The organism is Lentzea sp. NPDC036949, assembly GCF_055608075.1.
On record NZ_JBVJRA010000001.1, the window covers coordinates 772488 to 790230 of the forward strand.

15 protein-coding genes are annotated in these 17743 nt (G+C 70.2%); 11 read left to right on the forward strand and 4 right to left on the reverse strand.

The window, feature by feature from the left end:
- Positions 1-24: 24 nt before the first annotated feature.
- Positions 25-2802, reverse strand: a complete 2778-nt coding sequence (leuS, locus tag ACZ7CD_RS03925; RefSeq protein WP_360393795.1) for a leucine--tRNA ligase — start codon at positions 2800-2802, stop codon at positions 25-27.
- 250 nt (positions 2803-3052) lie between these two features.
- On the opposite strand from leuS, the gene ACZ7CD_RS03930 reads away from it, so the two are divergent.
- Positions 3053-3457 (forward strand): SdpI family protein, encoded by a 405-nt coding sequence (locus ACZ7CD_RS03930; protein ID WP_360393792.1) that lies wholly within the window; start codon positions 3053-3055, stop codon positions 3455-3457.
- Between the two features lie 39 nt (positions 3458-3496).
- Here the strand turns inward: ACZ7CD_RS03930 and ACZ7CD_RS03935 are convergent, their stop codons facing one another.
- On the reverse strand, positions 3497-4069 hold the full coding sequence (locus tag ACZ7CD_RS03935) for a YqgE/AlgH family protein (protein ID WP_360393789.1): 573 nt from the start codon (positions 4067-4069) through the stop codon (positions 3497-3499).
- A 237-nt stretch (positions 4070-4306) separates the two neighbouring features.
- Between ACZ7CD_RS03935 and ACZ7CD_RS03940 the strand changes: the two genes are divergently transcribed.
- Positions 4307-5647: an MFS transporter gene (locus ACZ7CD_RS03940; RefSeq protein ID WP_360393786.1), complete on the forward strand. Its 1341-nt coding sequence runs from the start codon at positions 4307-4309 to the stop codon at positions 5645-5647.
- Here ACZ7CD_RS03940 and ACZ7CD_RS03945 read toward each other — a convergent pair.
- Together ACZ7CD_RS03945 and ACZ7CD_RS03950 are read right to left on the reverse strand one after the other, a co-directional pair.
- Positions 5576-5830, reverse strand: a complete 255-nt coding sequence (locus ACZ7CD_RS03945; RefSeq protein WP_360393783.1) for a LuxR C-terminal-related transcriptional regulator — start codon at positions 5828-5830, stop codon at positions 5576-5578. The genes ACZ7CD_RS03940 and ACZ7CD_RS03945 overlap by 72 nt on opposite strands.
- An 85-nt stretch (positions 5831-5915) precedes the next feature.
- Entirely contained in the window at positions 5916-7352 is a 1437-nt protein-coding gene (locus ACZ7CD_RS03950; protein ID WP_360393780.1) for a CCA tRNA nucleotidyltransferase, read from the reverse strand.
- Between the two features lie 42 nt (positions 7353-7394).
- Here ACZ7CD_RS03950 and ACZ7CD_RS03955 point away from each other — a divergent pair, with 42 nt between their 5' ends.
- From ACZ7CD_RS03955 to ACZ7CD_RS03995, 9 genes are all read left to right on the forward strand, one after another.
- Positions 7395-7910, forward strand: coding sequence for an NUDIX hydrolase (locus ACZ7CD_RS03955; protein ID WP_360393777.1), 516 nt, complete (start codon positions 7395-7397; stop codon positions 7908-7910).
- A complete protein-coding gene (locus ACZ7CD_RS03960) occupies positions 7907-10234 on the forward strand; it encodes a DUF6049 family protein (protein WP_360393775.1) in 2328 nt (775 codons plus the stop codon). The genes ACZ7CD_RS03955 and ACZ7CD_RS03960 overlap by 4 nt, the downstream gene beginning before the upstream one ends.
- Positions 10231-11871, forward strand: a complete 1641-nt coding sequence (gene murJ, locus ACZ7CD_RS03965) for a murein biosynthesis integral membrane protein MurJ (protein ID WP_470378279.1) — start codon at positions 10231-10233, stop codon at positions 11869-11871. The genes ACZ7CD_RS03960 and murJ overlap by 4 nt, the downstream gene beginning before the upstream one ends.
- 37 nt (positions 11872-11908) lie before the next feature.
- Complete coding sequence (locus tag ACZ7CD_RS03970; protein ID WP_360393769.1) at positions 11909-13429, forward strand: protein kinase family protein; 1521 nt, start codon at positions 11909-11911, stop codon at positions 13427-13429.
- Positions 13430-13537: 108 nt separating this feature from the next.
- Positions 13538-14155: an RNA polymerase sigma factor SigM gene (gene sigM, locus ACZ7CD_RS03975; protein ID WP_360393766.1), complete on the forward strand. Its 618-nt coding sequence runs from the start codon at positions 13538-13540 to the stop codon at positions 14153-14155.
- On the forward strand, positions 14152-14898 hold the full coding sequence (locus ACZ7CD_RS03980; protein ID WP_360393763.1) for a hypothetical protein: 747 nt from the start codon (positions 14152-14154) through the stop codon (positions 14896-14898). Before sigM ends, ACZ7CD_RS03980 begins: the two co-directional genes overlap by 4 nt.
- Before the next feature lie 102 nt (positions 14899-15000).
- Positions 15001-15981, forward strand: a complete 981-nt coding sequence (gene trxB / locus ACZ7CD_RS03985) for a thioredoxin-disulfide reductase (protein WP_360393760.1) — start codon at positions 15001-15003, stop codon at positions 15979-15981.
- Positions 15982-16027: 46 nt separating this feature from the next.
- Positions 16028-16357, forward strand: coding sequence for a thioredoxin (gene trxA / locus ACZ7CD_RS03990; RefSeq protein ID WP_053732153.1), 330 nt, complete (start codon positions 16028-16030; stop codon positions 16355-16357).
- Between the two features lie 231 nt (positions 16358-16588).
- Positions 16589-17728, forward strand: coding sequence for an N-acetylmuramoyl-L-alanine amidase (locus ACZ7CD_RS03995; protein WP_360393757.1), 1140 nt, complete (start codon positions 16589-16591; stop codon positions 17726-17728).
- The last annotated feature ends 15 nt before the right edge of the window (positions 17729-17743 follow it).

Consider the following 17743-nt stretch of genomic DNA (forward strand, 5'->3'; position numbering starts at 1 on the left):
ACGGCCTCCTCGTCGACTGACGTCCTACAGGACGACGTTCACCAGGCGACCGGGGACGACGATCACCTTGCGCGGCTCGCCACCGGCGACCAGCTCGGCGATCTTCTCCTCGGCCAGCGCCGCCGCCTTGATCTCGTCCTGCGCGGCGGAGGCGGACACGACGACCCGCGAGCGGACCTTGCCGTTGACCTGGATCGGGTACTCGACCGTGTCCTCGACCAGGTACTGCTCGTCGGCCTTCGGGAACGGGCCGTGGGCCAGCGAGCCCTCGTGGCCCAGCTTCGTCCACAGCTCCTCGGCCACGTGCGGCGCCTGCGGTGCCAGCATCAGCACCATCGGCTCCGCCAGGGCGCGCGGGGTGCCCGCCGAGTAGTGCTTGGTGACGAAGTTGTTCAGCTCGATCAGCTTCGCGCCCGCCGTGTTGTAGCGCAGGTTCGCGTAGTCGTCGTGCACGCCGGCGATCGTCTTGTGCAGCAGCCGCAGCGCCTCGGCGGACGGCTCCTCGTCGGTGACGCGCAGCGAGCCGTCGGTCTCGTCGACCAGGTTGCGCCACAGGCGCTGCAGGAACCGCTGCGCACCGACGACGTCCTTGGTCGCCCACGGGCGGGAGACGTCCATCGGACCCATGGACATCTCGTAGAACCGGAACGTGTCGGCGCCGTACGTCTCGCACATCTCGTCCGGCGTGACGACGTTGTTCAGGCTCTTGCCCATCTTCCCGTACTCGCGGAAGACCTCTTCGCCGTTGTAGAAGAACTTCCCGCCGTCCTCGACCACCTGGGTCGCGGGCACGTACGTGCCGCGGGCGTCGGTCCACGCGTACGCCTGGATGTAGCCCTGGTTGAACAGGCGGCGGTACGGCTCGTCGCTCGACAGGTGCCCCAGGTCGAACAGGACCTTCTGCCAGAAGCGCGAGTACAGCAGGTGCAGCACCGCGTGCTCGACACCGCCGATGTACAGGTCGACGCCGCCGGGGTCGTTCGCGCCGTGCTCGGCGGTGCGCGGGCCCAGCCAGTACCGCTCGTTCTCCGGGTTGACGAACCGCTCGGTCTCGACCGGGTCGACGTAGCGCAGCTGGTACCAGCACGAACCCGCCCAGTTCGGCATGGTGTTCGTGTCGCGGCGGTAGGTCTTCAGCCCGTCGCCCAGGTCCAGTTCGACCGTCGTCCACTCACCGGCGCGCGACAGCGGCGGCGACGGGACGGTGTCCGCGTCCTCCGGGTCGAACGTGCGGGGGGAGTAGTCGTCGACGTCGGGCAGCTCGATCGGCAGCATCGACTCGGGCAGCGGGATCGCGGTGCCGTCCTCGTCGTAGACCACCGGGAACGGCTCGCCCCAGTAGCGCTGGCGGCTGAACAGCCAGTCGCGCAGCTTGAACTGGACGGTGCCGCGGCCGTGGCCGTGCTCCTCCAGCCAGCCGATGATCGTCTTCTTGGCCTCGTCGACCAGCATCCCGTCCAGGAACCCGGAGTTGATCGCGGGACCCTCGCCGGTGAACGCCTCGCCCTCGAAGCCCTCGGACGGCTGGACCGTGCGGATGATCGGCAGGTCGAACTTCTTCGCGAAGTCCCAGTCGCGCTGGTCCTGACCGGGCACGGCCATGATCGCGCCGGTGCCGTAGCCCATCAGCACGTAGTCGGCGACGTAGACGGGGAGCTCCGCGCCGTTCACCGGGTTCGTGGCGTACGCCCCGGTGAAGACGCCGGTCTTCTCCTTGTTCTCCTGGCGGTCCAGCTCGGACTTCAGGGACGCCGCGCGCCGGTACGCGGCGATGTCTGCCACGCGATCGGGCGCCGCAATCTGGTCCACCAGCTCGTGTTCCGGTGCCAGGACCACGTAGGTCGCGCCGAACAACGTGTCCGGACGGGTCGTGAAGACCTCAATGCTCTCGCTTCCCACCGCAAATCGGACTCGGGCACCGTGCGAGCGCCCAATCCAGTTGCGCTGCATGGCCTTGACCTTGTCCGGCCACTCCAGCCGGTCCAGGTCGTCGATCAGCCGGTCCGAGTACGCGGTGATGCGCATCATCCACTGGCGCAGGTTTTTCCTGAACACCGGGAAGTTGCCACGCTCACTGCGACCGTCCGCGGTGACCTCTTCGTTCGCCAGCACAGTACCCAGTCCCGGGCACCAGTTGACGGGCGCCTCCGACAAGTACGCCAGCCGGAAATCGCCCAAGATCCTTTGCTGGTCGGCAAAAGACAGCTCAGACCACGTGCGACCGTCCGGAGTGGGACGCTCGCCGGACTCGAACCGGGCGACCAGCTCGGTGATCGGACGGGCCTTGCCCGCGTCGGCGTCGTACCAGGAGTTGAAGATCTGCAGGAAGATCCACTGGGTCCACTTGTAGTAACCCGGGTCGATCGTCGCGATGCGGCGGCGCTCGTCGTGGCCCAGCCCCAGCCTGCGGATCTGCCGCAGGTAGGTGTTCATGTTGTCTTCGGTGGTCTTGCGCGGGTGCTGCCCGGTCTTCACCGCGTACTGCTCGGCCGGCAGCCCGAAGGCGTCGAAGCCCATCGTGTGCAGCACGTTCCGGCCGTTCATGCGGTGGTAGCGCGCGAACACGTCCGTGCCGATGAAGCCCAGCGGGTGGCCGACGTGCAGGCCGGAACCGCTCGGGTACGGGAACATGTCCTGCACGAACAGCTTGTCGTCCGGGACGTCACCCTTGAGCGCGCCCACGGGGTTCGGCGCGTGGTAGGTGCCGTGTTCCTCCCAGTACCGCTGCCACCGCTCCTCGATCCGGTTCGCCAGCTCCGCGGTGTAGCGGTAGGCGGGGATCTCCGCCGCGTCCGTGCTCATCTCAACGTCCCTCTCACCATCGATCCTGCCCCTGACATGACGAAACCCCCCAGCCCAGATGGGCATGGAGGGCTGCCGCGCCGACCGTCTTGCGATCAGGTCGTCGCGGCTAGATAAGGAGCAGGCGGGCCGTGCTCATGCCGTCAACGGTATCAGCGCACCGCAAGCGACCCGAACCGGGCGGTGTCGTGCGGCACACCGGGCCGGGGTGACTTTCCGGTGAACGCGGCGCAGCACCTACCCTCATGGGGTGAACATCGTGCTGTCGGTCGTCCTGGGTGTGCTCGGCGTCGCTCTCGGCGCCGTCGGTCTGCTCGGTCTGCAGGGCAAGCTGCGGCGCAACCGCTTCGTCGGGGTGCGCACGGCGGCGGCGCTGCGGGACGAGGAGACGTTCGCGCTGGCCAACCGCGTCGCCGGGGTGCCGAACGTCGCGGCCGGCCTCGTGGCCGTCGTGTCGGGCGCCGTCTCGTTCGCGCTGCCCGACCTGGCCGTCACGGCCGGGGTCATCGGCCTGGTCGGCGCGCTCGGCATCGCCGTCGCCGGTGGCGTGCTGGGGCACCGCGCGGCCGAGGCGCTGCCGGAGCCGGTCAAGCCCAAGGGCTGCGGCGGCTGCGCCTGCGGTGGTGGCGGCTGCTCGCCGCTCGCCGGTCTCTGAGCCACCCGAGCCGTTCGCGGCTCGGACGTTTCACGTGAATCAGTTGAGGCGGACGTCGGTCGGGTAGGTCGACAGGAGCGCGAGCGGCATGCCCTGCCGGCGCAGCACCCGGCCCCACAGGTCGACGTTCGCCCCGGCCAGCACGTCGTCGGCCAGGCCCGTGACGACCATCCAGTCGCCGCGCTCGATCTCGCCGGCCAGCTGGCCCTCGCCCCAGCCCGAGTACCCCGCGAACACCCGCAGGCCGCGGACCAGCGGCAGCAGGCTCTCCGGGTCGGCGTCGAGGTCGACCAGCGCCACCGGGCCCTGCACGCCGACCAGGCCCTCGACCTCCTCGGGGTCGGTACCGGCCTTCAGCGCCGCCAGGCACAGCGCCGTCTTCTGCTCGACCGGACCGCCGATGTGGATGCACTGCGGGCGGGTGACGTGCGGGCCCCACGGCGGCAGGACGTCGAGGACGGCCACCTCGGAGGGGCGGTTCAGCACGACGCCGAGGGTTCCCTCTGGGCGCTGGTCGATGATGTAGACGACCGTGCGCGTGAAGTTCGGGTCGGTCAGGCTCGGGGCGGCAACCAACAGGGAGCCAGCTTCGACCTCGGCATCGGGACGCACGTCACCATGAAATCATCCGTGATCGCCGGAACAACTCAGGGCCGCGCCCCGTTAGACTTAACTGTCGGATGTCTTTGTGTCCCCCGGGCTCAACAGACAACCGCCTTCGCGGAATACCGTACGGCTGGAGCCGCGTAGTGCACCGCGCCGTGAGGCGACCTGGCATCCGATCCAGGGGAGCCGGACCGTGAGGTCCGGCTTTCGTGGTTTCCGGGCAGGCGAGCATAGAGTGCAGGCGTGACAACGGCTGCGGAGCGGAAGCACCACTGGGGCTCGCGCCGGTTCCTCGGCATCCCGGCGTACCGCAGGCTCCTGGCCACCCGGCTCGCCTCGCAGTGGGGTGACGGGCTCTTCCAGGCGGGCCTCGCCGGAGCTGTGCTGTTCAACCCGGAGCGGCAGGCCCACCCGGCCGAGATCGCCGCCGGGTTCGCCGTGCTCCTGCTGCCGTACTCGTTCATCGGACCGTTCGCCGGTGCCCTGCTGGACCGGTGGGACCGCAGGCGGGTCGTCCTCGTCGCGAACCTCCTGCGCGCCGCGTTCGTGCTGTTCACGGCCGTCGCGGTCGGCATGGGGCTGTCCGGGCTGCCGCTGTACGTCTTCGCGCTCATCGTCATGGGCATCGGCCGGTTCGTCGGGTCGGGGCTCAGCGCGGCGCTGCCGCACGTCGTGCCGGCGGACCACCTGGTCGAGGCGAACGCGCTGGCCGCGACCGCGGGTGCGGTCATGTCGGTGGTCGGCGCGGCCAGTGCGATCGCGTTCCGCGCGGTGCTCGGCGCCGGTGACGGCGGGTCGGGGTGGACCACCAGCATCGCCGCGGCCGGCATGCTGCTCAGCGCGTTCATCGCCAGCCGGTTCAAGGCGGGCGCGCTCGGGCCGGACGAGGTCGACGAGCCGCACAACGCGGTCAAGGCCGTCGCCCGCGGTCTGCTGGACGGCGCGAAGGCCACCCTGCGCACGCCGAGCGTCACGGCCAGCCTCGCCGCGCTGCTGGCGCACCGGGCCGCGTTCGGCGTGAACCTCATCATCACGCTGCTGCTGATGCGCTACGCCCTGGAGGACGTCGGCATCCTCAAGGCCGGCATCGGCGGGCTCGGCGAGGTCGCCATCGCCGGTGGCGCGGGCATCCTGCTCGCCGGCGTCCTCACCGACCGGATCGTCAACCGGTTCGGCATCAAGCGCACGATCTGCGGCACGCTCGTGCTGACCGCGGTGGCCCAGCTCGCGCTCGGGTTGCCGATGACGCTGCCGTCGATCCTCGCGGCCAGCTTCTTCCTCATCTTCGCCGGTCAGGTCGTCAAGCTGTGCGTGGACACCGCGGTGCAGCACGACGTCGGCGACGAGGTGCGCGGCAGGGTGTTCGCCCTCTACGACACCCTGTTCAACGTCATGCAGGTCACCGCGGTGTCCCTCACGGCGACGGTGATCCCCCTGGACGGGCGCTCGCCCGCTCTCATCGTCACCGCCGCCGGTCTCTACCTGGCCGGTCTGGGCGCCTACCTGCTCCTGCTAGCGCGGAAACGGCAGGCGCAGCATGCCGCTCTCGTGCGCGAAGACGACAGCAGCCACCCGATCGGGTAGGTCGAGCCGCCGCAGGATGTCGGCGACCTCGTCGGCCACCCGCTGGTGCCCGAGACCGAGCACGCGCGCGATCTCGTGGTCGGCGTGACCGCGTGCGAGACAGCGCAGCACGGCCCGCTGGTCGTCGGTCAGCTCGTCCAGGTCGTGCACGACCGGACCAGCGGAAAGTCCCCAAGTGAACATCTGCATCACCCCCATGAGCAGTACCCATGGTGCCGTGGCGCGCTGTCAGTTCGCTAACGCGGGGATTTCATGCGCTCACGATGGGTCACCCGTTTGGTGGCGTAAGACCCTGGTCGCGGGCCCAGTCGAGCAACGCGGCCTCGGCCTCGTCGCGGTCCAGCGGCCCCCGGTCCAGGCGCAGCTCCTTGAGGAACTTCCACGCGGCACCGACCTGCGGCCCCGGCGGCAGGCCGAGCAGCTTCATGATCTCGTTGCCGTCGAGGTCCGGCCGCACGCGCGCAAGGTCCTCCTCGGCCGCAATGCGCGCGATGCGTTCTTCGAGGGAGTCGTACGTCCGCTGCAGCTGGTTCGCCTTGCGCTTGTTGCGCGTCGTGCAGTCGGCGCGGACGAGCTTGTGCAACCGCGTCAGCAGGTCGCCGGCGTCCGTCACGTACCGGCGCACGGCCGAGTCGGTCCACTCGCCGTTGCCGTAGCCGTGGAACCGCAGGTGCAGGTAGACGAGCTTCGCGACGTCCTCGGTGATCTCCTTCGAGTACCGCAACGCCCGCAAGCGCTTGCGGACCATCTTCGCGCCCACGACCTCGTGGTGGTGGAACGAGACGCCGCCGCCGGACTCGAACTTCCGCGTGGCCGGCTTGCCGATGTCGTGCAGCAGCGCCGCGATGCGCAGCACCAGGTCAGGTGACTGATCGACATCTTCGAGATCGATCGCCTGTTCCAGCACAACCAGCGAGTGGTCGAAGACGTCCTTGTGCTGATGGTGTTCGTCGATTTCCAGCTTCATGGCCGTGAGCTCCGGCAGGACGATGTCCGCCAGGCCGGTCTCGACCATGAGCTCGATGCCGCGGCGGGGGTGCGCCCCGCACAGGAGCTTCGAGAGCTCCACCTGCACGCGCTCCGGCGTGATGCGGGCGAGCTGGCCTGCCATCGACCGCATCGCCTCCACCACCCGCGGCGCCGCGGTGAAGCCCAGCTGGGAGACGAACCGCGCCGCGCGCAGCATCCGCAGCGGATCGTCGCCGAACGACTCCTGCGGGGTCGCCGGCGTGTCCAGCACCCCCTCGCGTGCGGCGGCCAGGCCACCGGTCGGGTCGACGAACTGCCGGGCGGCCACGTCGAACGCCATGGCGTTGACCGTGAAGTCGCGGCGGACCAGGTCGCCGTCGACGGAGTCGCCGAACGTGACCTCGGGGTTGCGGGTGACGCCGTCGTAGACGTCCGCGCGGAAGGTCGTGATCTCGATGATCTCGCCCTGCTTGGACGCGCCGACCGTGCCGAACGCGATTCCGGTGTCCCACTGGGCGTCGGACCAGCCGGTGAGGATCTTCTGGATCTCGGCGGGGCGCGCGTCCGTGGTGAAGTCGAAGTCGTTCGTCCGGCGCCCCAGGACGGCGTCGCGCACACTGCCGCCGACGAGGTAGAGGCGCTTGCCGGCGGTCGCGAACCGCTCGGCGAGCTCGGCGACGACTGGTGTGATGGTGGGCTCTTCCACCACCGCATTCTGCTGGAGCGGTCGAGACACGAGAAACCAGCGTACTCAACGATCGTAAGTACGATCGGCCGTATGCCCCCGTCAGCCGCTCGATCCGGAGGTGCCACGCCGGGGCGCCGGAAGCGGCGCCGGGGCCGGCGGCTCAAGACCGTCGACGAGACGTCGGCGGGTGGCCTGGTGCTCGACGGCGAGCAGCGGGCGGCGGTGATCGGCAGACTTGACCGGCGCGGCCGGTTGCTGTGGTCTTTGCCGAAGGGTCACATCGAGGCGGGCGAGACCGCGGAACAGACCGCGGTGCGCGAGGTCGCCGAGGAGACCGGTATTCATAGCAGGGTCCTGCGCCCGCTGGGGTCGATCGACTACTGGTTCGTCGCTGACGACCGCAGGGTGCACAAGACCGTTCACCACTTCCTCCTCGAAGCGACGGGGGGAGAGCTTTCCGACGAAGACGTGGAGGTCACCGAGGTGGCGTGGGTGCCACTCGGCGAACTGGACGAGCGACTCGCGCATGCCGACGAGCGCCGACTGGTCCGCCGAGCCGCCGAACTGCTCTCCGGCCGCCCCCGTGAAGGGGCCGAGTCGGCGTGAGCGTCAGGAAGCTCCTCTGCACAGCTGCCGTCGGCGCCTTCCTGCTGACAGCGACACCCCCGGTGCTCGCGGTCGAGCAGCAGGACGAACCCGAGCAGGTCAACGCGCTGCCGTTCGCGCCGGCGCCCGCCACCCAGGTGTGGGCGACCAGGCCGCTGTCCTCGCAGCCGGGCCAGCAGCAGCCGCCGCAGTTCGTGCGCATGGACATTGCGCAGCTGACCCCGCGGTTCGTCACCGGCGACTCGCCGGACAAGATCACGATCAGCGGCCGGGTCGTCAACGTCGGCGACCGCAAGGTGTCCGACATCGTGCTGCGCCTGGAGCGCGGTGAGCCGCTCGGCACCGAGGACGACCTGCGCAAGGCGTTGCGCGAGCCGGCGGCCGCCGAGTTCGTCCAGCCCAGGTTCACCGAGGTCGCCGACGAGCTCCAGCCGGGCCAGCAGCGCGACTTCACGCTCGAGGTGCCGTTGCGCGGTTCCGCGCCCACCTCGCTCGGCATCGAGGAGCCGGGCATCTACCCGGTCCTCGCCAACATCAACGGCAAGCCGGACTACGGCGGCACGGCGCGGCTGGCCGCGTTGTCGACGCTGCTGCCGGTGCTCGGCGTGCCCGGCGGCGGCACGAAGACCAAGGCGGGGGACCCCGCGAAGCTGACCATGCTGTGGCCGATCGCGGACAAGCCCAGGCTGGCCCGGTTGGGCGGCGAGGGCGACTCCGAGCTGGTCGACGACGAGCTGGCGCTGTCGCTGTCGGTCAACGGCCGGCTGTACGGCCTGCTGCAGGCCTACGAGCAGGCCGTGTCGTCGATGAGCACCTCGCTGTGCCTGGCCGTCGACCCCGACCTGCTGCGCACCGTCGAGGCGATGACGACCGGCTACCGGATTCGCGGTGGCGCCGAGGGCAGGGGCCGGGCGGAGGCCCAGCTGTGGCTCGACCGGCTCAAGCGCGCGGTCGCCGGCCGGTGCGTCGTGGCCATGCCGGACGCCGACGCCGACCTCGTGGCGCTCACCAAGGCCAAGCTCGGCGACATGCGCACGCTCGCGCTCAGCGGCGGCGTGAACGAGGTCAGGCGAATCCTCGCCGTCCAGCCGCTGCCCGAGCTGGTGTGGCCCGAGGACGGCCTGCTCGACCAGGCGACGTTCGACGAGCTGGGCTCGGGGCAGGACCACCCCTCTGACGAGGACCTCGACTACAACGGCATGAAGTCCGTGCTGCTCGCGCCGTCCGCCGTCGCCGACGCGCCCGGCACCGCCCCCGTCCGGCTGCTCTCCGTGGACCGCCCGGTCACCGCGGTGCGGATCGACTCGATGGTGTCCGACGCACTGCAGGGCGGCGAGTCCCGCCCGCGCACGCTGTCCGGGGTCACGACGCCGGTGGAGAGCCAGCCGGTGTCCGTGCAGAACGCACTGGCCGCGCTCGCGTTCCGGGCCGGGTGGCAGGGCGACGGCCGCACCGTGCTGGTGACGCCGCCGCGCCGGTGGAACGCGCCGCTGTCGGAGATGAACGAGCTCCTGTCGGCGGCCCAGCGCCTGGTCACGGCCGGCTACGCGACCCAGGTCGGGCTGGAGGAGCTGGTCAGGGCCAAGCCGGAGGCGTCCGGAGCCAAGCTCACCTACCCGGCGGAGGCCGGCGCGCGGGAGATCCCCGCCTCGATCGCCGACTCGGTCGCGAGCCAGAACCTCGCGCTCGCCGGTCTGGTGAAGTCGATGCAGCAGGAGGACCGCGAGCACGCCGCTCCCGCCGACCTGGCCGGCCCGCTGCGCCTGGGCCAGCTGCGGGCGATGTCGAGCGCGTGGCGCGGTGACGAGAACGGCGCGCGCACCGCGGCGTACATCAGCGACAGCGAGATCAACCGGCTGTCCGGCCTCGTGAGCGTCACGCCGCCGAACAGCTCGATCCTGCTCGGCTCCGGTGACAGCCCCATCCCCGTCACCATCACGAACAAGCTCGACGTCCGCGTGACCGTGCGGATCGTGCTCGCCGAGACGCCCGGCATCCGCGCCAAGGAGCTCGCTGACCAGGTGCTCCCCGCCCGCGGCGAGCGGGTCGTGCGGGTGCCGGTCGAGGTGCTGCGCTCCGGCCGGTTCCCGGTCAACGTCCGGCTGACCACTCCCGACGGCGTCGCTCTGGGTGACACTGTCAAGCTGGAGGTGTCGTCGTCCGCCTACGGCACCACCACGGTGATCGTCACCGTGGTGGCCGCGATCGCGCTCGTCCTGCTCTCGGGACGGCGGATCATCAGGCGGGTCCGGGCTCGCAACGGCGAGAACGGCGACGACGCACCGTCCATCGAGAACGTGACACCGGAGAAGTCGAGCGCGTGAGCGAGACAGCCACGACCACCGAGCCAGGGCAGCAGAAGCAGGGGCCCTCGGTAGCCAGGGCCAGCGGCTCCATGGCGATCGCCACGATCGTCAGCCGCATCACCGGCCTGCTGTCGAAGGTCCTGCTGGTGTCGGCGCTCGGCGTCACCACCCTCAACGACTCGTACCAGGCGGCCTCCACGCTGCCGACCATGATCAACGAGCTGCTCCTGGGCGGCATTCTGACCAGCGTGGCGATCCCGCTGCTGGTCAGGGCCGAGAAGGAGGACGGCGACGGCGGTGAGTCGTACGCCCAGTGGTTGATCAGCATGGGCATGGCGGTCCTCGCCGTCGGCACGGTGGTCGCGGTGGCGTGCGCGCCGTTGCTGACCAAGCTCTTCATCGCCGACTCGCCCACCGCGAACCCGGCGCTGGTCACCGCGTTCGCCTACCTGGTGCTGCCGGGGATCATCTTCTACGGGCTGACCGCGCTGCTCAGCGCGGTGCTGAACGCCCGCCACGTGTTCGGCCTGCCCACCTGGGCGCCGGTGCTGAACAACGTCGTCGTGATCGGGGTGCTGGGTGTCTACTGGATGCTGCCCGGCGAGCTCTCGCTCAACCCGGTGCGCATGACCGACGTCCACCTGCTCGTGCTCGGCCTCGGCACCGCCCTCGGCGTCGCGGTGCAGGCCCTGGTGCTGGTGCCGGCGCTGCGCAGGACCGGTTTCCGGTTCAAGTGGCGGTTCGGCTGGGACGCCCGGCTGTCCGAGTTCGGCAACCTGGCGTTCTGGGTGATGCTCTACGTCGGCCTCGGTCTCGCCAGCATGACCGTGCTGACCAAGGTGGCGACGCACAGCGACGGTGCGCTGGGTGCCTACAACTACCAGTGGCTGATCGCGCAGGTGCCGTACGGCGTGCTCGGCGTTTCGCTGCTCACGGCGTTGATGCCGAGGATGAGCCGGGCGGCCGCGCACGGCGACAACGAGCAGATCGTGCGGGACCTGCTGTTCGGCAACCGCATGTCGGCGATCCTGCTGATGCCGTTCAGCGTGCTGATGACGGTCTCCGGTGTCGCGATCGGCCTCGCCGCGTTCGGCCACGGCAGGTCGGGCGTCGACGGCGGCACGATGATCGGCCTGGCGCTGGCGCTGTCGGCGTTCGGACTCGTGCCCTACGCGGTGACGTTGCTGCAGCTGCGCGTCTTCTACGCGATGAAGGACGCGCGCACGCCGACGTTGCTCCAGGCGTTGATCGTGGCGGTCCGGATCGGGTTGCTCTACTTCTTCCTCGCCGTGTCCGAGCCGCAGCAGCTCGCCGTCGGTGTGTCGCTCGCCATGTCGCTCAGCTTCGTCTTCGGCGCCGTGGCCGGTCAGGTGTGGTTGCGGGTCCGGCTGGGCCGGCTGCGCACCGGGTTCACGATCTGGACGATCTGCCTGACCGTGGTCGCATCGGCCATCGCCTTCGCGGTGGCCAAGGGCGTGAACGCCCTGGTCCTGGGCGCGTTCGGGTCGATCCACCCGGTCGCCGCCGGATGGGTCGAGACCATCCTGGTGACGGTGATCGGCCTGCCGCTCGCGTTCGGTCTGCTGGCCGCGTTCCGGGTGCCGGAGATGAAGCCGGCGATCGACAAGATCAACCGTTTGGTGCGGCGCCGATGACTCCAGTCCGTGAGCGTCTTCCCGTAGCCTGGTGCCCGTGAGTAGCGGAGTTCACGCCGCCCTGGTCCCCGGCGGTGTCATCGGCAACGGCCGGTACCGGCTGCTCGCGCAATCCGGTTCCGACGCCAGATCCAACGCGGAGCTGTGGCGTGGCCGCGACGGTCAGCTCAACCGGGACGTGGCGCTGACCATCCTGCTCGGCGACCTCGCGGACAACGAGGCCGCCGCCCGTGCCCGCCGGACGGTCGAACGCGCGATGCACGCCGCGTCGTTCACGCACCCCGGTGTGTCGCGGGTGATCGACGTGCTGACGCCGGGCACCGGCATCCGGCCGGACGAGGGCATCCTCGGCATGGTCGTGGCCGAGTGGACCCAGGGCACCGACCTCATGGACCTGATCGCGGAGGGCCCGCTGCCCGCGGGCGCCGCGACCAGGCTGCTGGAACCGCTGGGCGCCGCCATCGAGGGCGCGCACCACGCCGGTCTCGTGCTGGGCGCCGACCACCCGCAGCGCATCCGGGTCACCTCGGACGGCCGCCTGCGCCTCGCGTTCCCCGGTCCGCGACCGGACGCCATCGCGCGTGACGACGTCAAGGGCCTCGGCGCGATCCTGTACCTGCTGCTCACGGGCCGGTGGGCGCTGCCGGGCGGGCCGGCCGACGTGCCGCTCGCCCCGACCGGTCCCGACGGCACCGTGATCGCCCCCAACGCGCTGCACCCGTACCTGCCCCACGAGCTGTCCTCGGTCGCGGTGCGCTCGCTGGAGGACACGTCGGTGGGCGGCATCCGCACGTCCGCGGCGATCCTCCAGGTGCTCGACCAGATCGCGGCGGAGGAGGCCGAGACCTCGCTGATCCCGGCCGTGGGCACGACCTCCTCGTCGAAGGACGACGAGGTCGTGTGGACGACCCAGCGCCCGGTGCAGGACAAGCAGCAGAAGAAGAAGCTGTGGATCAGCGTCGGTGTGCTCGCGGCCGCGACGGTCGCCGTCATCGTGTGGCTGAGCATGCAGATCGTCGGGTTCTTCAGCGACGAGCCGACCAAGGGCGGCGGCCCGACGGTGGTGGTCAACCAGCCGGGCACGAACGGCCAGACCGCCGAGGCGCCGAAACCCGCGGGACCGGTGCAGCCGGGCCGGATCGGCGTCTACGACGTGACGAACCAGCCGGACAGCGCGAACCAGGCGAGCCGCGCGGTCGACAACAACGCGAGCACGTTCTGGCGGACGGACAACTACTTCCAGCAGTTCCCCGCGCTGAAGCCGGGCATCGGGCTGATGGGGTCGTTCGCGGAGCCGGTGCGGCTGGCGTCGATCACGATCACCTCGCCGAGCGAGAAGACCCACGTGCAGATCCGGGTGGCGTCGTCGCAGGACGCGCCGCTGGAGGAAACGAAGATCATCGGCGAGGGCGACCTGTCCAACGGGCAGACCCAGATCCAGCTGGCCGAGCACGAACCTGCCGCGCACGTGCTGATCTGGATCACGCAGCTCTCCAGCCCCGGCGCCGGCAAGAACCAGTCGGAGATCCGCGAGATCCTCTACACCCGCGCTCAGTGAGCGCACGCGGGGAGCTTTCGTACTCTCCTGGCGCACGAAGGGTCCCCGCGTGCGATCAGCGGTGATCCCGGGCAGATCGGCTGTGACCAGCCTCGCTATCCTCGGGCCGTGACCGCCGCAGCCAGCTCGGACGCCGACCTCATCTCGGCCCACGCCGCAGGTGACCCCTACGCGTTCTCGGAGTTGGTGAAACGGCACCGCGACCGGATGTGGGCGGTGGCGCTGCGCACGCTGCGCGACCCGGAGGAGGCCGCGGACGCGCTCCAGGAAGCGTTCATCTCGGCCTTCCGGGCGGCGTCGTCGTTCCGCGCGGAGTCACAGGTCACCACCTGGCTGCACCGGATCGTGGTGAACGCGTGCCTCGACCGGATGAGACGGCGACAAACAAGACCCACGGTGCCGCTGCCCGAGGCCGGTCCCGGCGAGCCCGTCGCACCCCGTGACGCGATGAGCGACCGCGAGACCAGCCTGATCGTGCAGAAAGCGCTGATGGAGCTGCCGGAGGAGCAGCGCGCCCCCATCGTGCTGGTCGACGTCGAGGGCTACTCCGTCGCGGAGACGGCGAAGCTGCTCGGCATCGCGGAGGGCACGGTGAAGAGCCGGTGTGCGCGAGGTCGCGCCAAGCTCGCCAAAGTTCTCGGGCACCTCAGGAACCGAGTCGCAGATGCGAACGTCCCAGCTGACGGTGTGAATGTGCAAGAGCAACGTCAGTGGGAGGGCCGATGACCGGCATGGAGCGCGTGCCGATGGGTCCGCCGTGGTCGGTTGACCTCATCGCGGACCTGCACGCGGGCGTGCTGCCCCCTGAGGTCGCCGCACAGCTGCGCCCGCGCGTCGAGGCGGACCAGGAGGCCCGCGAGATCCTCGACGCGCTGGACGCGACGCTGGCGGACCTGGAGGCGTTGCCCCCGATCCCGATGCCCGACCACGTGGCGGCGCGGATCGACGCGGCGCTCGCCGCGGAGGCCAGGCCGGTCGCACCCGTCGTGTCGCTCGACGAGGCCCGCAAGAGGCGCAACCGCAGGATGGGCCTGGGCGGCGGGGTGCTGGTCGCGGCCGCTGCCGCGTTCGGCATCGTCTTCGCGATGTCGCCCGGCGGTGACCAGGCGAACAACCCGCCCGCCGCGCAGCAGACCAAGCCGACGACGACCACGAACCCCGCGGCCGAACCGCCGCTGGCCGTGAAGGAGTCCGAGCTGGGCGCCGCGGTCGGTGACGTGCTCAAGGCGCAGAACTACGGCCCGCTGGAGACCCAGGACCGCCTGGCCGGCTGCCTGCAGGGCGGTGGCATCGCCAGCTCGGCGAAGCCGCTGGGGATCAGCCCGATCACGCTCGACGGCAGGAACGCGGTGATGGCCGTCCTGCCCGCAGGGCTGGGCCAGTACCGGCTGGTCGTGCTGGACCCCGACACCTGCGGACCGGACAAGCCGGAGGGCGTTCTGGCGAACACCACCATCGGCCAGAGGTAGCGACGGGATCGATCACGGAGGTGGTCGCTCAGATCACGGAATTAGCTGCACCTACGATCCGTTGAGCCAGTCAGACGACGAGATCGAGGAGTTGCCGGGACCGTGAGCGTGCGCAACGTGATCATCATCGGATCGGGGCCTGCGGGCTACACCGCGGCGGTCTACGCCGCACGCGCGCAGCTCGAGCCCCTGGTCTTCGAGGGCTCGCAGTACGGCGGCGCCCTCATGACGACGACCGAGGTCGAGAACTACCCCGGCTTCCGCGACGGCATCATGGGCCCCGAGCTCATGGAGCAGATGCGCGAGCAGGCGACCCGCTTCGGCGCCGAGCTGCGGGCCGAGGACGTCGAGTCGGTCGAGCTGACCGGCGAGGTCAAGAAGGTCGTCGCGAACGGCGTCACCTACGAGGCCAAGGCCGTCATCCTCGCGATGGGCGCCGCGGCCCGCTACCTGAACATCCCCGGCGAGCAGGAGCTGCTCGGCCGCGGTGTGTCGGCCTGTGCGACCTGCGACGGGTTCTTCTTCCGCGACCACGACATCGCGGTCGTCGGCGGCGGTGACACGGCGATGGAGGAGGCCACCTTCCTCACCCGCTTCGCCAAGTCGGTGACGGTCATCCACCGCCGCGAGGAGTTCCGCGCCTCCAAGGTCATGCTGGAGCGCGCCCGCGCCAACGAGAAGATCAAGTGGCAGCTGAACACCCAGGTCACCGACGTGCTGGGTGACGGCACCGTGTCGTCCATCAAGGTCAGGGACACGCAGACCGGCGCCGAGTCCGAGCTGCCGGTGACCGGCTTCTTCCTGGCGATCGGCCACGACCCGCGCTCGGCGCTGGTCAAGGGCCAGGTCGACCTGGACGAGGAGGGCTACGTCCTGACCAAGGGCAAGACCTCCTACACGAACCTGGACGGCGTGTTCGCGGCCGGCGACCTCGTCGACCACGAGTACCGCCAGGCGATCACCGCCGCCGGCTCCGGCTGCAGCGCCGCGATCGACGCGGAGCGGTGGCTGGCCGAGCACGGCGAGGAGCACGCCGAGATCGCCGCGGAGGCGGTCGGCGGCGGCTACGGCAAGAGCAGCTGAAGTTCCTCTGCACGGACCTTCTGACTTCGGAACTAGGGAGAGAACCATGGCAGGCGCCACCGTCACGGTGACCGACAAGTCGTTCGCGGACGACGTGCTGACCAGCGAGAAGCCCGTGCTGGTCGACTTCTGGGCGACCTGGTGCGGCCCGTGCAAGATGGTTGCGCCGGTGCTGGAGGAGATCGCCGCCGAGCACGGCGAGAAGCTCACCATCGCCAAGGTCGACATCGACGCCAACCCGTCGATCGCCCGCGACTACCAGATCATGTCCGTGCCGACGCTGATCCTGTTCCAGGGCGGCCGTCCGGTGAAGCAGATCGTCGGCGCGAAGCCCAAGGCCGCGCTGCTGAACGACCTGGCCGACGTGATCGGCTGACGACCGACGTGGTTGGCTGATCACGCAGTCAACCACTCGCGTGCAACGTGCAACGTGGCCCGCCCGTCTATCGATAGGACGGGCGGGCCATGTTCGTGAAGGCGTGCCTCGAAGGTGATCCAAGTACGACTGTGAGTAGCCCTGCATCGATCACTAAGAGCAGCAGGGCACAATGAGGGCTTCCCACCTACCGCGCCGACAGCGATCGGCGCCCTAGTCGAGCGAGGGTGCATGCAGCTGCTCCGCCGCGGGGACGTCGGAAGTGATGTTGCCGAGATCCGGTCGACCCTGACCAGGCTCGGACTGCTTCCGCCGGCCGACCCACAGGCGCCGCCGGAGTTCGACCAGCAGGTCGAGCACGCCGTGCGCGCGTTCCAGCAGCAGCGGGGGCTGATCATCGATGGCATCGTCGGCCCGGCCACCTACCGCTCGCTGCGGGACGCGACCTTCCGGTTGGGGGACCGGCCGCTCGCGTTCCTGATGTCGCAGCCGACGACCGGTGACGACGTGCTGATGTTGCAGGAACGCCTGCTCGAGCTCGGCTACGACGCCGGCCGGGCGAACGGCGTGTTCGGTCAGCAGACCGAGCAGGCGCTGAGGAACTTCCAGCGCGACTACGGCCTGATCGTGGACGGCATGTGCGGTCCGGACACGGTGCGCGCGTTGCGCCAGCTCCAGCCGAAGGTCCGCGGCGGGCGTCCGGTGCTGCTGCGCGAGCAGGAGCAGGTCCGCACGGCCGGTTCGCGGCTGTCGGGCAAGCGGATCGTCATCGACCCCGGTCACGGCGGCCAGGACCGCGGTGTGGTCGTGGACGGCGTGTCCGAGTCGGACCTGATGCTGGACCTGGCCCGTCGCCTCGAGGGCAAGATGGCGGCGACCGGCATGGAGGCGCTGCTCACCCGCGGGCCCGCCAACTGCCCGGACGAGGCCGAGCGCGCGCGCTTCGCGAACGAGGCCGGCGCCGACCTGATCCTGTCGCTGCACGCGGACGGCAACTCGTCGCCGAACGCGCAGGGCGTGTCGACGTTCCACTACGGCACCGGCAACGGCACGTCGTCGACGGTGGGGGAGGCGCTCGCCGGGTTCATCCAGCGCGAGGTCACCGCCCGCACGTCGATGGTGAACTGCGGTTCGCACCCGAAGACGTGGGACCTGCTGCGGCTCACCCGCTGCACGGCCGTCCGCGTCGAGGTGGGCTACCTGACGAACGCCGAGGACCGCGCCCGGCTGGCCACGCCCGGCTTCCGCGACATCGTCGCCGAGGGCATCCTCGTGGCCGTGAAGCGCCTCTACCTGCTCGGCAAGGACGACCAGCCGACGGGCACGTTCACGTTCAACGACCTGCTGCGCTACGAGATGTCGAAGAGCTAGCCGTTTCACACGTCA

What these genes read in the sequence shown, in the direction of transcription:
- leuS (WP_360393795.1), bottom strand. Translation starts at nt 2,802, where the DNA reads ATGAGCACGGACGCGGCGGAGATCCCCGCCTACCGCTACACCGCGGAG.
- ACZ7CD_RS03945 (WP_360393783.1), bottom strand. Translation starts at nt 5,830, where the DNA reads ATGTTCACTTGGGGACTTTCCGCTGGTCCGGTCGTGCACGACCTGGAC.
- ACZ7CD_RS03955 (WP_360393777.1), top strand. Translation starts at nt 7,395, where the DNA reads ATGCCCCCGTCAGCCGCTCGATCCGGAGGTGCCACGCCGGGGCGCCGG.
- ACZ7CD_RS03980 (WP_360393763.1), top strand. Translation starts at nt 14,152, where the DNA reads ATGACCGGCATGGAGCGCGTGCCGATGGGTCCGCCGTGGTCGGTTGAC.
- trxA (WP_053732153.1), top strand. Translation starts at nt 16,028, where the DNA reads ATGGCAGGCGCCACCGTCACGGTGACCGACAAGTCGTTCGCGGACGAC.
- ACZ7CD_RS03995 (WP_360393757.1), top strand. Translation starts at nt 16,589, where the DNA reads ATGCAGCTGCTCCGCCGCGGGGACGTCGGAAGTGATGTTGCCGAGATC.